Annotated in this window: 12 protein-coding genes and 1 tRNA gene; 7 read left to right on the forward strand and 6 right to left on the reverse strand. The window is 61.8% G+C overall.

Going from position 1 to position 13,008, the window contains the following annotated elements; genetic code table 11:
* Nucleotides 1-30: 30 nt before the first annotated feature.
* The 4 genes from AB7783_RS01775 to AB7783_RS01790 form a co-directional block, all read right to left on the reverse strand.
* Nucleotides 31-1,026, reverse strand: coding sequence for an NUDIX hydrolase (locus AB7783_RS01775; RefSeq protein WP_441276647.1), 996 nt, complete (start codon nt 1,024-1,026; stop codon nt 31-33).
* Nucleotides 1,027-1,348: 322 nt separating this feature from the next.
* Nucleotides 1,349-1,423 (reverse strand) — tRNA-Val (locus AB7783_RS01780).
* A 170-nt stretch (nt 1,424-1,593) separates the two neighbouring features.
* Nucleotides 1,594-2,856 carry a hypothetical protein gene (locus AB7783_RS01785; RefSeq protein ID WP_441276648.1) on the reverse strand — a complete coding sequence of 421 codons (1,263 nt, stop codon included), beginning with the start codon at nt 2,854-2,856 and terminating at the stop codon, nt 1,594-1,596.
* Nucleotides 2,857-2,990: 134 nt separating this feature from the next.
* Nucleotides 2,991-3,575: a DUF1134 domain-containing protein gene (locus AB7783_RS01790; protein WP_089267524.1), complete on the reverse strand. Its 585-nt coding sequence runs from the start codon at nt 3,573-3,575 to the stop codon at nt 2,991-2,993.
* 113 nt (nt 3,576-3,688) lie between these two features.
* On the opposite strand from AB7783_RS01790, the gene AB7783_RS01795 reads away from it, so the two are divergent.
* Complete coding sequence (locus AB7783_RS01795) at nt 3,689-4,183, forward strand: YHS domain-containing (seleno)protein (RefSeq protein ID WP_176454721.1); 495 nt, start codon at nt 3,689-3,691, stop codon at nt 4,181-4,183.
* Between the two features lie 7 nt (nt 4,184-4,190).
* Here the strand turns inward: AB7783_RS01795 and cysQ are convergent, their stop codons facing one another.
* Nucleotides 4,191-5,027 carry a 3'(2'),5'-bisphosphate nucleotidase CysQ gene (gene cysQ / locus AB7783_RS01800; RefSeq protein ID WP_441276649.1) on the reverse strand — a complete coding sequence of 279 codons (837 nt, stop codon included), beginning with the start codon at nt 5,025-5,027 and terminating at the stop codon, nt 4,191-4,193.
* A 170-nt stretch (nt 5,028-5,197) separates the two neighbouring features.
* On the opposite strand from cysQ, the gene chpT reads away from it, so the two are divergent.
* The 6 genes from chpT to AB7783_RS01830 all read left to right on the forward strand — a co-directional run bounded on the left by chpT (nt 5,198) and on the right by AB7783_RS01830 (nt 11,840).
* Complete coding sequence (chpT, locus tag AB7783_RS01805) at nt 5,198-5,845, forward strand: histidine phosphotransferase ChpT (RefSeq protein ID WP_068737134.1); 648 nt, start codon at nt 5,198-5,200, stop codon at nt 5,843-5,845.
* Nucleotides 5,846-6,045: 200 nt separating this feature from the next.
* Nucleotides 6,046-8,775: a hybrid sensor histidine kinase/response regulator gene (locus tag AB7783_RS01810; protein WP_441276650.1), complete on the forward strand. Its 2,730-nt coding sequence runs from the start codon at nt 6,046-6,048 to the stop codon at nt 8,773-8,775.
* Between the two features lie 11 nt (nt 8,776-8,786).
* Nucleotides 8,787-9,281, forward strand: coding sequence for a chemotaxis protein CheW (locus AB7783_RS01815; RefSeq protein WP_093760982.1), 495 nt, complete (start codon nt 8,787-8,789; stop codon nt 9,279-9,281).
* 45 nt (nt 9,282-9,326) lie between these two features.
* Nucleotides 9,327-9,692 carry a response regulator gene (locus AB7783_RS01820; protein ID WP_068737128.1) on the forward strand — a complete coding sequence of 122 codons (366 nt, stop codon included), beginning with the start codon at nt 9,327-9,329 and terminating at the stop codon, nt 9,690-9,692.
* Nucleotides 9,693-9,795: 103 nt separating this feature from the next.
* Entirely contained in the window at nt 9,796-10,962 is a 1,167-nt protein-coding gene (locus AB7783_RS01825) for a protein-glutamate methylesterase/protein-glutamine glutaminase (protein ID WP_093760980.1), read from the forward strand.
* Nucleotides 10,959-11,840 carry a CheR family methyltransferase gene (locus AB7783_RS01830; RefSeq protein ID WP_441276651.1) on the forward strand — a complete coding sequence of 294 codons (882 nt, stop codon included), beginning with the start codon at nt 10,959-10,961 and terminating at the stop codon, nt 11,838-11,840. The genes AB7783_RS01825 and AB7783_RS01830 overlap by 4 nt, the downstream gene beginning before the upstream one ends.
* A gap of 6 nt (nt 11,841-11,846) precedes the next feature.
* On the opposite strand, the gene AB7783_RS01835 is transcribed toward AB7783_RS01830, so the two are convergent.
* Nucleotides 11,847-13,004: a glutathionylspermidine synthase family protein gene (locus tag AB7783_RS01835; RefSeq protein ID WP_441276652.1), complete on the reverse strand. Its 1,158-nt coding sequence runs from the start codon at nt 13,002-13,004 to the stop codon at nt 11,847-11,849.
* Nucleotides 13,005-13,008 lie beyond the last annotated feature (4 nt).

Consider the following 13,008-nt stretch of genomic DNA (forward strand, 5'->3'; position numbering starts at 1 on the left):
ATGTTATACTGTAATCGAGTATAAGGCTTGTCAAGCCCCCGAGACGGGAAGTTTGGTTCCGGCAATGGCGCGTTCCGTAAGGACGGCACGGCGAAAGCGGAAGAGCTTTGCCGGACGTCCGCCGGTGTCCTGGCTGGTTTCGCCAGTTTCCTCAACAAGTTCCTGCTGCTCGATCAGGCGGCGGAAATTCGGCTTGTGCACTTGCCGTCCCGCCAGCGCCTCAACACAGCGTTGCAATTGCAGCAACGTGAATGTGTCCGGCATCAATTCAAACACGACAGGATGGTATTTGATCTTGGCCCTAAGTCTTGCAATTCCGGTGGCCAGAATCCGGCGATGGTCCAGGATCATGGGGTGATCCGGCGTGTTCGATAGAGTCGCACGGGTGGACGTGGATGCTGAGGAATTTCCGCGTGTCGCCTCGGGGATCAGTTTCGCCTCATATAGTAGTTCGTACCGCTGCAGAACCAGTTCCTCGTTCCAGCCGTGCTCCTCGAAACCGAAGAGCATGGCGGCGCGCTGCCGACGCGCGCGCTGTGCTGCCCGATCGGAAGCTGCGGAAGCCCAGGCTTTGAGCCCTGGCTGCAGGGTCTTCTCCATCAGCGGCGGTGGGCCGTCACGATGATCCTCCCAGGGGAAATAGTCATACCAGCCGCGCCATCTGGCCTCGTGTTCGCCGAATGCCGGTTGTTCTCGTGTCAGGCCAAGATAGCTGATCGAGATGACATGCTGGCCGGTGGCGCCAGCACGATCACGATCCGCAAAGGTGTAGAGTTGTTCGACATAACCGAGCGGCAGCCGTGTCTGCCGTTCGACCCAGGCCCGTAGCCCCGATTGCAGCGAACGATGGGCGAGTTCGAAAGGCCCGGAGGGCAGGGCGCGCTGGTCCTGGATCGTTAGAACGCGAGGCTCGCCCGAGGTCACGGATACCAGCACGGCAACGAGATCAGCCGCAATTCCTTGCGGTGATGACTGCGTTGCCAGACGCGCGTCTGTCCTGGAATTGGGGCTGTCAAGCGGGTCCATGAGCTCGTCTGCTTAAGTGTTCATAGGGGGCAGGGTGAAAGGCTGCATCGCGAATCCACGTTGATATTTTAACATGAGGCTGCAACGCGACGCGCACGGCAAGGGCGGGCGCCCTTCACGCTGACCATTCGCTAATTCATGTCGGAATGCAGTCTGACCACAACACCGACTTGCCTGAGCCCGAAAGCGGCAGTTGGGTGGGCGCGGTGGCCGAGTCATTTTTGGCAACCGTGTCGTACCAATGTGCCGCACTGTGCCCCCGCTCTTCTGGGGCACACCGCAAGGGAATTGGACCGTTAAGTCATTGAATTCGACGAAGACATGGTGGGCGCACAAGGGATCGAACCTTGGACCTCTCCCGTGTGAAGGGAACGCTCTCCCGCTGAGCTATGCGCCCGGGATGCCGTACAGACCAAAAGGCCGGGCGGTAATGGCCCGGCGGGGACTGACGTCAATGGCGCGATTTAGGGAATAGGGGGCGGGGGTGTCAAGCGAACCCTGCCGCACATCCGCACAATAAGTCTCCCCATCCGGCCATGCGGGCGATTTGGGTTCCTGGCCCGCGATTTAGCCCGGCTGCGTGGCGCGGGAGGCGTGGGACTGCAGCGCCCGGATCCGGTCGGCGAGGGTGCTGTTGGGGGCGAAACCGGCGTCATTGGCCGGGCGCGGCTGGGCCGCGGGCGCCGGAGCGGCGGCCAAAATTGCCTCGATGGGCGAATTCGGCCCTTCCAGTGTCATCGCCATTTTGGCCACTTCGGCGGCGATGTCGTTGATGCGCTCGCGCAGCAGCGCGTTTTCCATGCGCTCGGTGGCCCATGCGCTCTCGGCCTGCTGATGGACGCCGTTGAGGTCGCGCTGCAGCTTGGCGCGCTCCTCGCGGGCGGCGGCGAGCTCGGTCTCCACGGCGGCCTTCTCGGCGCGCAGCTTCTCGATGACGGGCGATCCCTTGGCGCCGTTCATGGCGGCGAGCTCGACGCGCAGGTCGCGCGCGATCTGTTCGGCGGCTTCATTGGCTTGGCGCAACTGGCTGTTCTCGAAATCGCGCTCGGCCAGGATCTTGGTCTGGGTCGAGAGCTGGCTCTCGAGATCGGTGACGCGGGCGCCGAGCTGTTCGGCTTCGCGCACCTGGATGGTGAGCTGCTGATCGAGGTCAGTCACGCGCTGGCTGAGATTCTCGACGCGCGCGCGCGCCTCGGTGAGTTCACGCGTAGCGGTGTCGGATTCGCCGCGCTGCAGCTCCAGCCGGTGCTGCGTATTGGCGAAATCCTTTTCGGCATCGCCGACGCGGCCCTTCAATTCCTCGACCTGCGCGCGCACCGCAATGAGCTCGACCTGGCGGGTGTCGGCCACCATGGAGCGGTCCGAGAGGTCGTGGTTCAGCTTGGCGAGTTCACTCTGCTTGTCGCTCAAGGCCTGTTCGGCGGCGCGCAACGCTTCCGTCTTGCTGGTGAAGTCGGCCTCGGTGAGGCCGAGCTTTTCCTTCACGGCGGCTTCACGGGCTTCCAGCGCGAAGATCGTGGCGTTCTTTTCGCCGAGCTCAAGCTTCATGCGGTTGATGGCGTCGGACTTCTTGCCGAGTTCGGCGAGCTGGCTGGTGGTCTTGTTCTTGAGCTGGTCGACGCTCATTTCCAGCCGGCGTGCCGCCATCGCGAATTCCGCGCGCAGTTGGTCCTTGTCAGCCTGGATTTCTGCCATCGACAGCGGCGTCGCGGCTTCGAGCCGGCGGGTGGTGAGGCGGACGGCGCGGTTATGCACCAGCGGCATGATCATCAGGCCGCACAGCATCGAGATCAGAAAACCGATCGCCAGATACATGATCGGTTCAACCATGACGAATGCTCCCACGCTCTCAAAATGCAGCGGTTACCATGCCATGGCACCGCCCGCAAAGACAGCGTAACGCCTCGTTAACCTTTATTCGCCCGTTCAGAAGCGCTTGATCGCACGACCGCGGGATCGAGGGCTTAGAACGGGTTCCAGGTCGCGCTGGGGGTATATTTGAGATAGCCGATATTGGCGCCGAGCCGCAGGCCGAGACCCGAACGGATCGGCACCAGCACGACGTTGTTGGCAGTCAGTGCCGTCATGCCGAAGCCGCCGATGATGTAGGCGGAGCCGTCGATACCGGCGAAGCGCTGATAGATCGCCTGGGTGGCCGGCAGGTTATAGACCAGCGTCATGGTGCGGGCGCCGTCGCCGCCCCAGTCGAAGCCGACCGAAGGGCCCTGCCAGTAGACGCGCAGATCGCCGGCATTCTTCGTATAGAGCGTACCTTCGCCGTAACGCAGGCCCGCCACAATCGCGCCGCTGCCTTCCTCGCCGAGGATATAGCCGTTCGGCAGCCCCCACTGGCTGACGGCCTTTTCGATCACCGAGGCGAGGCCGCGCGAGACATTGCCGAAAAACCGGTGTCCGGCCGTCATGAGTTCTTCGGACCGGTAGGTGTCCGGTGCGGCCTGGCCGCGCGGTGGTTGCTGCGCAGAAGCCGGCGAGAAGGCGAGCGTGAACGTGGCTAGCGCGACCGCTGCCAGGCGTGATGCGAAGGTCATGAAAAGAACCCCTGGTATTTCAAATTTGCGACCGCGGCCTTAACCGGATGCTGAGAAGCACGGTTTAACTCTGCAGTCATTGTCCCCGACTCCCTATACTATCGGTATCAACTATGACGGCACAACGGCGGGAATTGTCAGGCTGGAGCCGTGGAATTGCCTTGATTCTGCTGCTAGCGGCCGCTCTGGTCCCGGCGGGCGCGCAGGCTGCGACCAGTGAGCGCGTGGTCACTGACCGATACACGGGTCTCGCAATCAGCGGGTTCGATCCGGTGGCCTATTTCACCGAAGGCCGCCCGACGCTGGGGCAGCCGGACTTCGAAATGTCGGAAGAGGGCACCGTCTGGCGCTTCCGCAATGAGGGCAACCGCGCCTCTTTCGCGGCGCATCCGGACATCTACGGTCCGCAATTCGGTGGCTATGATCCTGTCGACGTCGCCCGCGGGGTCGCCTTCGCCGGCAATCCGCGTTTGTGGCTCATTACGGGCGAACGCCTTTACCTGTTTGGCCGGGAGGAAACCCGCGACGCCTTTGCTGCGGCACCGGCCAAATATCTGCCCGGCGCGCGCAAGCGCTGGCCGGGCGTGCAGGATATCCTGGCGAAATAATGCGGGTTCAGCCGCGCGCGCTCGCGGTGGGATCACCCCAGGCGATGAATTCCGGCACGATGAAGTCTTCCCGGTTGCCGCCGAAGCGAACCGCCTTGCCAAAGGTGTCGGTCACCTTGCCGCCAGCGGCCACCACCACGGCATGGCCGGCGGCCACATCCCATTCGCAGGTCGGCGCCAGCCGCGGATAGATGTCGGCCTGGCCCTCGGCCACGCGGCAGAATTTCAGCGCCGAGCCGAACTCCTGTCTGACAGCACCGGGGCGACTGGCGATGAAAGCCTCGGTTCGCTGGTCGCCATGGGAGCGGCTGACCGCTGCGGTCCATACCGCGCCCGGAGCAGGCGCAGCGCGGGTCTGGATCGGTGTGACCTTGCGGATGGACAGGTCTGGTGCGAGTTCGACACGTTCGGCGCCGCGGCCGACCAGCCCGCGCCAGATCAGCCCGAGGGCGGGGGCGCCGACGATGCCGAGCAATGGTGCGCCATCGACGATCAGGGCGATGTTGACAGTGAACTCCTGGCGGCCGGCGACGAATTCCTTGGTGCCGTCGAGCGGGTCGATCAGGAACAGCGTGCCGGCATAGGGGGGCGTGGCGAGATGCAGGCGCTCTTCGGACAGCGACGGGATCCCCGGAAACAGCCGGGCCAGTCCTTCGCCGATGACATGGTCGGCCGCGAGATCGGCTTCGGTCACGGGCGAGCCGTCGGCCTTGCCATCCACGGTCATGACAGTGCGGTTGACCTTGAGGATGGCGGCGCCGGCCTGCGCGGCGAGCTCGGTCAGCGGCTCCATCAGGACGGCAGCCCGCGCGGCATCCATGCGAGGTCGCGAATCATCCGTCATCGACTAGCCTTCATCCCCTGCATGTCATCCCCGTTCATTTCTACACGCGCCTGTTGCACCGGTGGACTGTGCCAGCCTTGTTGTGGTCGCGCCACCATCTGCGGTGTATCTAACCGTAAAGCAAATGCTTGATTCGCCGTTCATTCTGTGTGGCCCCAGGAGCGCATTTCATGTCCGACACTCCCACGCCAGGTCCGGCCCCCGATGCCCTTGAACTCGCGGCATTGCTCTGTTCGCGGGTCTGCCACGACCTGATCAGCCCCGTGGGCGCCATCGTTAACGGGCTCGAAGTGCTCGACGACAATCCCAAGCCGGAAGACAAGGAATTCGCGCTCGATCTGATCCGGAAGAGCGCCAAGACCGCATCGGCCCGCCTGCAGTTCTGCCGGCTCGCCTTCGGTGCCGCCGGCTCGGCCGGCGCGCAGATCGATCTCGGTGACGCGCAGACCATGTCGCGCGGCCACCTTGAAGACGCCAAGACCAAGATCGAATGGAATCTGCCGCGGCTTCTGCTGCCGAAGAACAAGGTCAAGCTGCTGCTCAACATGCTGGTAATCGCACAGCAGACGATTCCGCGCGGCGGCGTGCTCAAGATCGATGGCATCGGCGAAGGTGAGCCGCAGGGTTTCAAGATCACCGCTGCAGGCCTCAACGCGCGCCTGCCGCAGGCCATCGTCGATATGCTGGCCTCGGAACAAGTTGGCAGCATCGATGCCCATGCCGTGCAGCCTTACTACACGCGGCTCCTGGCGCAGGCTTGCGGCCTCAAGGTGACCTTGGTGCCCGAAGGCGACGCCATCGTCGTCACCGCGATCTGATCGCAAACTCATTCAACTCTTAATGAACTCTTTACGAGTCCGCCGTTTGGCGGGCTCGTACGTGTGCGAGCATATAGCTAAATGTCGCATTCATTGTTTTTGGGAATGCTCAACTAATATTAAACGCTTTGCGGGGAAAGTAGCCAGACTTCGAAAGGCGTAGCGAAAGTCGCGAGCCTGGAGTGTGAAGGCCTATTTTCATGGATGATCTTCTCCGCGAGTTTTTGACGGAAACCAACGAGAGCCTGGATACGGTTGACAATCAGCTGGTCCGCTTCGAACAGGACCCGAATAACGCGAAAATTCTCGATAATATTTTTCGCCTGGTTCACACCATCAAAGGCACGTGCGGATTTCTCGGACTGCCCCGTCTCGAAGCCCTGGCCCATGCCGCCGAGACATTGATGGGCAAATTCCGCGATGGAATGCCGGTTACCGGAGAGGCGGTTACGCTCATCCTGACCACGATCGATCGCATCAAGGAAATTCTCAGTCAGCTCGAAGCCACGGAAGTGGAGCCGGAAGGCGTCGACGAAGATCTGATTGGCGAACTGCATCACATGGTCGAAAAAGGCATGGAATCGATGACTGAGTCCGCACCTCCGATCGCACCGGAAGCGCCTGTCGCTGCGGAGCCGGCCCCCCTGATCGTTCCGACCCTCGAGCGTGAGCTGCGTCCCGGTGAAGTCTCGCTCGAAGAGCTTGAGCGCGCCTTCCAGGAAACCGCCATCGAAGTCGCACCGCCGGCAGCTGCCGCGCCTGCGCCTGCAGCGCCCGTCGCGCCGCCGGCTCCGGTTGCTGAAAAGCCCGCCGCGCCGAAGGCTGCTGCTCCGAAGCCCGCTGCCAAGAAGACTGCAGTCGAGGTCGACCAGCCAGAAGCTGACAAGGTCGCGAACCAGTCGATCCGCGTGAATGTCGACACGCTCGAACATCTGATGACCATGGTCTCCGAGCTGGTGCTGACCCGCAACCAGCTGCTGGAAATCAGCCGTCGTCATGAAGACACCGAATTCAAGGTGCCGCTGCAGCGCCTGTCCACCGTGACGGCCGAACTGCAGGACGGCGTCATGAAGACCCGCATGCAGCCGATCGGCAATGCCTGGCAGAAGCTGCCGCGTATCGTGCGCGATCTGGCCGGCGAACTCGGCAAGCAGATCGAACTCGAGATGCACGGCGCCGATACCGAACTCGATCGCCAGGTGCTCGACCTTATCAAGGATCCGCTCACCCACATGGTGCGCAACTCGGCGGATCACGGCCTCGAAACGCCGGCTGAGCGCGCTGCCGAAGGCAAGCCGGAGCAGGGCACCATCCGTCTGTCCGCCTATCATGAAGGCGGCCACATCCTGATCTGCATCGCCGACAACGGCCGCGGTCTCAACACCGAGCGGATCAAGGCGAAGGCGATCTCGAACGGTCTGGCCACCGAAGCCGATATCGAGAAGATGTCGGAAGCCCAGATTCACAAGTTCATCTTCGCGCCGGGCTTCTCGACTGCAGCTGCAGTTACCAGCGTCTCCGGCCGCGGCGTCGGCATGGACGTGGTGCGCACCAATATCGATCAGATCGGCGGCACCATCGACATCAAGTCGGTCGCCGGCGAGGGCTCCAGTGTCACCATCAAGATCCCGCTCACGCTGGCCATCGTGTCGGCGCTGATCGTCGAAGCCGGTGGTGATCGCTTCGCGATCCCACAGCTCGCGGTCGTCGAACTGGTGCGTGCACGCGCCAATTCCGAACATCGCATCGAGCGCATCAAGGACACCCCGGTGCTCCGTCTGCGCAACAAGCTGCTGCCGCTGATGCATCTGAAGAAGCTGCTGCAGATCGATGACGGCTCGTCGGCCGATCCGGAGAACGGCTTCATCGTCGTGACCCAGGTGGGCAACCAGACCTTCGGCATCGTCGTCGATGGTGTCTTCCACACCGAAGAAATCGTCGTCAAGCCGATGTCCACCAAGCTCCGTCACATCGGCATGTTCTCCGGCAACACCATCCTGGGCGATGGCGCGGTGATCATGATCGTCGATCCGAACGGCATCGCGCAGGAGCTTGGTGCTCTGGCATCCAACGCTCACGAGATCGCCGACGAGAACGCCGCAATGCGCGCGATGAATGCAGAACAGCTGACGTCGCTGCTGGTGTTCCGCGCCGGCTCCGCGCAGCCCAAGGCGGTGCCGCTCGGTCTCGTCACGCGTCTCGAAGAAGTGGGCGTTGACAAGGTCGAATTGTCGAACGGCCGTTACATGGTCCAGTATCGCGATCAGCTGATGCCGCTGGTGCAGATGGAAGGCGTGACCGTCCGTACGTCGGGTACCCAGCCAATCCTCGTTTTCGCAGACGACGGTCGCTCGATGGGTCTCGTCGTCGACGAAATCGTCGATATCGTCGAAGAGCGCCTGCATATCGAAGTGGCCAGCGGTCGCGAGGGGATCTTGGGCTCCGCTGTCATCAAGGGTCTCGCGACCGAAGTGATCGACGTCGGTCACTTCCTGCCGATGGCTTTCGCCGATTGGTTCTCGCGTAAGGAAATGCGTGTCTCGGCAACCGCCCAATCGGTGCTGCTGGTCGACGACTCCGCGTTCTTCCGCAACATGCTCTCGCCCGTGCTCAAGGCTGCCGGCTACAAGGTACGCGTCGCCACCAACGCGCAGGAAGGTTTGTCATTCCTGCGCTCGGGTCAGGAGGTCGACGTAATCCTCACCGACATCGAAATGCCGGATATGAACGGCTTCGAATTCGCCGAGACCATCCGTGCGGATCAGAAACTCAGCCACACGCCGATCATTGCTCTCTCGGCGATGATCTCCCCGGCGGCCATCGAGCGCGGTCGCCTCGCAGGTTTCCATGATTACGTCGCCAAGTTCGATCGCCCCGGCCTGATTGCGGCGCTCAAAGAACAGACCACTGAAGTTCGCCAGGCTGCGTGAGGGAAATCGCAATGACCACCACCACTACGACCACCACCACCACCAAGGCTCCGAGCGCTGACGGTGCGATCACCGAATACGTGACCACCATGATCGGTGGACAACTGTTCGGCATGCCGATCTCGCGCGTGCAGGACGTGTTCATGCCCGAGCGCCTGACCCGCGTGCCGCTGTCCTCCAGCGACGTCGCCGGCGTGCTCAATCTGCGCGGTCGAATTGTGACCGCGATCGACATGCGTTCGCGCCTTGGCCTGCCGAAGAACGATGACGGCAAGCCGCCGATGGCTGTGGGCGTCGATCTCCGCGGTGAATCTTATGGCCTGCTGATCGATTCGATCGGTGAAGTCCTGAAGCTCGCCGATGAGAGCCGTGAGGTGAATCCGGTCAATCTGGATCCGCGCATGGCCAAGATGGCCGATGGCGTCCATCGTCTCGATGGGCAACTGATGGTCGTACTCGACGTTGATCGCATCCTTGAAATCTCGCCTGACAAGCTGGCCGCCTAAGACCAGCACTTGGACAATTTTGTCCGCGGTGAAAATGAGGCTCACATGAAGACATGTCTGGTTGTCGATGACTCCAGTGTCATCCGTAAGGTCGCCCGTCGGATTCTCGAAGGTCTCGATTTCGAGATTACCGAAGCTGAAGACGGCGAGAAAGCGCTCGAAATCTGCAAGCAGAACCTGCCGGACGCTGTTCTGCTTGATTGGAACATGCCGGTGATGGATGGCTACGAGTTCCTGCGTAACCTGCGCCGCATGCCGGGCGGTGACGTTCCGAAGGTCGTGTTCTGTACGACGGAGAACGACGTGGCCCACATCGCGCGCGCTCTGCACGCCGGCGCGAACGAATACATCATGAAACCGTTCGACAAGGAAATCGTGTCGGCGAAGTTTCAGGAAGTCGGCCTGATCTAAGTTCTACGCCGGAATTGCGTATTCCACTTCCGGCGCCCGCCTTTTTGTTTGTGCATTTGTTTTGTCAGTGCATTTGTCGCGTTGTGTTGCGTCCGGTGAGTTCATGAGTGTTGATGTGATAAGTCCTCCTGTTGTCGATTCGCGGTATGAGCCACTGCGGGTCATGGTGGTGGACGACTCCGTCGTCATTCGCGGCCTGATCTCGCGCTGGATCGAGGCCGAGCCTGACATGGCCGTCGCGGCGTCGCTCCGCACCGGTCTCGATGCCGTCAACCAGATCGAGCGCATCAATCCCGACGTTGCGATTCTTGATATTGAAATGCCTGAGCTCGATGGCATTTCGGCGCTGCCGCAGCTGCTGGCGAAGAAGCGGAATCTCATTATCATCATGGCGTCGACGCTGACCCGCCGCAACGCGGAGATCAGCTTCAAGGCGATGTCGCTCGGCGCCGCCGACTACATTCCGAAACCGGAGAGCACCCGGGAGATTTCCGCAGCCGACATCTTCAAGCACGACCTGTTGCAGAAGATCCGTCATCTTGGCGCGAAGGTTCGCCGCCTGAAGTCGGCGACGACGCCGTCGATCGTGCCAGCTCCCGCGGCGCGTGAGGCTGCACCGTCTTTCAAGTCCGTGACATCAGTCGCCGCGCAGGCGCAGCTCGTGAAGCGTCCTTTCAGCGCCACGATGCCACGCGCGCTGCTGATCGGTTCGTCCACTGGCGGGCCGCAGGCCCTGATGACGCTGGTTGCCGAAATCGGCGCCGTGATCGACAAGGTGCCTGTTCTGATCACGCAGCATATGCCGCCGACCTTTACGACCATTCTTGCCGAACATCTTGCCCGGGCCAGCAAGCGTCCGGCTCGCGAAGGTGTCGATGGCGAAATCGTCAAGGCCGGTCAGATCTACCTCGCACCGGGTGGCAAGCATATGCGCGCCGTCAAGCAGGGTGCCAACATCGCCATCGCGCTTGATGACGGTCCGCCGGTGAATTTCTGCAAGCCTGCTGTCGATCCGCTGTTCACGTCTGCCATCGACGTCTGGCACGGCGCCATTCTCGCCGTTGTGTTGACAGGCATGGGTTCGGACGGCATGCGCGGCGGCAAGGATATCGTCGCGGCTGGCGGCAATGTCATCGCGCAGGACGAAGCATCGAGCGTGGTGTGGGGTATGCCCGGCGCTGCTGCCAATGCGGGCATCTGCTCGGCTATCCTGCCGCTCAATCAAATCGGTTCGAAAGTGGTTCGTCTTTTCTCGGGAGATCGGTCATGACACCGGCAGACTATGATTTCCTGCGCAAGTTCCTGAAGGAGCGCTCGGGTCTCGATCTGTCTGCTGACAAGCAGTATCTGGTCGAAAGCCGGCTGATGCCGCTCGCGCGCAAGGCCAACCTGTCGGGCATTGAAGAGCTGGTCCAGAAGATCAAGAACGGCTCGTCCACGGTTGCGTCCGACGTGGTCGAGGCGATGACCACCAACGAAACCTTCTTCTTCCGCGACAAGGTCCCGTTCGACCATCTGCGTGACGTCGTGCTGCCGGAGATGATCCAGGCACGTGCCGCCCGCAAGAGCCTGCGGATCTGGTGTGCGGCTGCCTCCACCGGTCAGGAGCCGTATTCGATCGCGATGACCATCAAGGAAATGAGCGCCCAGCTCGCCGGATGGCGGATCGAGATCATCGGCACCGATATCTCGCAGCAGGTGCTCGAGAAGTCGAAGTCGGGCATCTACACCCAGTTCGAAGTGCAGCGCGGATTGCCGATCCAGCTGCTGGTCAAATACTTCAAGCAGACCGGCGAGATGTGGCAGATCAATCCGGAGATCCGGTCGATGATCCAGTACAAGCCGCTCAATCTGCTGCAGGACTTCTCCAGCATGGGCAAGTTCGACATCGTCTTCTGCCGCAATGTGCTGATCTATTTCGATCAGGACATGAAGACGCAGATCTTTGGCCGCCTTGCCAAGTGCACGGAGCCTGATGGCTTCCTGGCACTGGGCGCCGCAGAGACCGTTGTCGGTCTGACCGACACGTTCAAGCCGCATGCCGACAAGCGTGGCCTGTACCGTCCGAACGTCGTCCGTGCCGCACCGTCGATCGTGCCGAGCATGACGCCTGTGGGTCTGAAGGCCGCTGCTTCGCCGGCACGCTGAGCGCCGTCACAGGATCGCGTGCGGAATAAAGCGCGACATGTTGCCGGTGATCGGATTCTCATCCTCGCGGATTGAGAGCCCGCATGGCACCTCATCGACCAGCCAGCTGCCCAGCACCGGATACTGATCCGCAAAGTTCGGCAGCGGCATCAGCATCTGCCGAATAAAACCTTCCTCGCCATAGGGGCCGGGCTGCGCATCGATGGCGCTGCCGCCGCTCACCAGCGTGACATTGGCGCCTTCGCGCGAATAGAGCGGCTTACGCACATAGGATATGCCGAGCTCAGCCGCTGCGGCATCATCGTCGAAATAGGCCGGCAGCAGGTTCGGGTGGTTCGGAAACATCGCCCATAGCAGCGGCAGGATGCCCTTGTTAGACAGAATGGCTTTCCACGGTGGCTCGATCCAGCGCGTCGATGCGCCTTTCAGACGGCCGCCGAATGCCTCGCGGAACATCCACTCCCACGGATAAAGCTTGAACATCAGGTCGATCGGCTGGTCCTCGAGATCGACGAAGTGCCCGCTGTCGGCATAACCGATGTCCTTGATGTCGATCAGCGCCGGTGTGAGCCCGCCTTGCTGCGCGACATCGGCGAGATACTGCACTGTGCCGCGGTCCTCGGCATTGTCCATGGCGGCTGCGAGATGAATGGCTTTGTCGGCACCGATCTTGCGCCAGGCCTCGATGAGCCGCTCATGCAGCGAGTTGTATTGATCGGCCCGCTTCGGGATGATATGGCGCTCGATCGCCTGTTCGAGCCAGGTCCATTGAAACACCGCGGCCTCGAACAGTGAGGTTGGCGTGTCCGCATTGTATTCGAGCAGCTTTGCCGGACCTTTGCCGTCGAACTGGAAATCGAAGCGGCCGTAGAGGCTGGGATCGCTCCGTTGCCAGCTTGCGGCGATGAAGGTCCAGTAGGCCTGCGGGATCTTCAGCAGCCGCAGATAGCGCTCATCCTTGACCGCACGGCTCACCAGCTCGCGGCACATCGCGTTGAGTTCGGCGGTCGGGGCCTCGATCTGACGCTCGATCTCATCCAGCGTGAAAGCGTAGTAGGCGCGCTCGTCCCAATAGCGATCGCCGGCCTCGGTATGAAATACGAAGCCCGTCGCGGCCGCTGTGGCCTGCCAATCGTCACGCTCGGAACATGCGATGCGTTGCATGAAA

It is taken from the genome of Tardiphaga sp. 172_B4_N1_3 (assembly GCF_052076035.1).
GTDB classification, from domain to species: domain Bacteria; phylum Pseudomonadota; class Alphaproteobacteria; order Rhizobiales; family Xanthobacteraceae; genus Tardiphaga; species Tardiphaga robiniae.

Excerpts from the sequence above, each read along its gene's own strand:
- AB7783_RS01790 (WP_089267524.1), bottom strand. The coding sequence starts at position 3,575 with ATGACCTTCGCATCACGCCTGGCAGCGGTCGCGCTAGCCACGTTCACG.
- AB7783_RS01810 (WP_441276650.1), top strand. The coding sequence starts at position 6,046 with ATGGATGATCTTCTCCGCGAGTTTTTGACGGAAACCAACGAGAGCCTG.
- AB7783_RS01825 (WP_093760980.1), top strand. The coding sequence starts at position 9,796 with ATGAGTGTTGATGTGATAAGTCCTCCTGTTGTCGATTCGCGGTATGAG.
- AB7783_RS01785 (WP_441276648.1), bottom strand. The coding sequence starts at position 2,856 with ATGGTTGAACCGATCATGTATCTGGCGATCGGTTTTCTGATCTCGATG.
- AB7783_RS01835 (WP_441276652.1), bottom strand. The coding sequence starts at position 13,004 with ATGCAACGCATCGCATGTTCCGAGCGTGACGATTGGCAGGCCACAGCG.
- cysQ (WP_441276649.1), bottom strand. The coding sequence starts at position 5,027 with ATGACGGATGATTCGCGACCTCGCATGGATGCCGCGCGGGCTGCCGTC.
- AB7783_RS01775 (WP_441276647.1), bottom strand. The coding sequence starts at position 1,026 with ATGGACCCGCTTGACAGCCCCAATTCCAGGACAGACGCGCGTCTGGCA.
- AB7783_RS01820 (WP_068737128.1), top strand. The coding sequence starts at position 9,327 with ATGAAGACATGTCTGGTTGTCGATGACTCCAGTGTCATCCGTAAGGTC.
- AB7783_RS01830 (WP_441276651.1), top strand. The coding sequence starts at position 10,959 with ATGACACCGGCAGACTATGATTTCCTGCGCAAGTTCCTGAAGGAGCGC.
- chpT (WP_068737134.1), top strand. The coding sequence starts at position 5,198 with ATGTCCGACACTCCCACGCCAGGTCCGGCCCCCGATGCCCTTGAACTC.
- AB7783_RS01795 (WP_176454721.1), top strand. The coding sequence starts at position 3,689 with ATGACGGCACAACGGCGGGAATTGTCAGGCTGGAGCCGTGGAATTGCC.
- AB7783_RS01815 (WP_093760982.1), top strand. The coding sequence starts at position 8,787 with ATGACCACCACCACTACGACCACCACCACCACCAAGGCTCCGAGCGCT.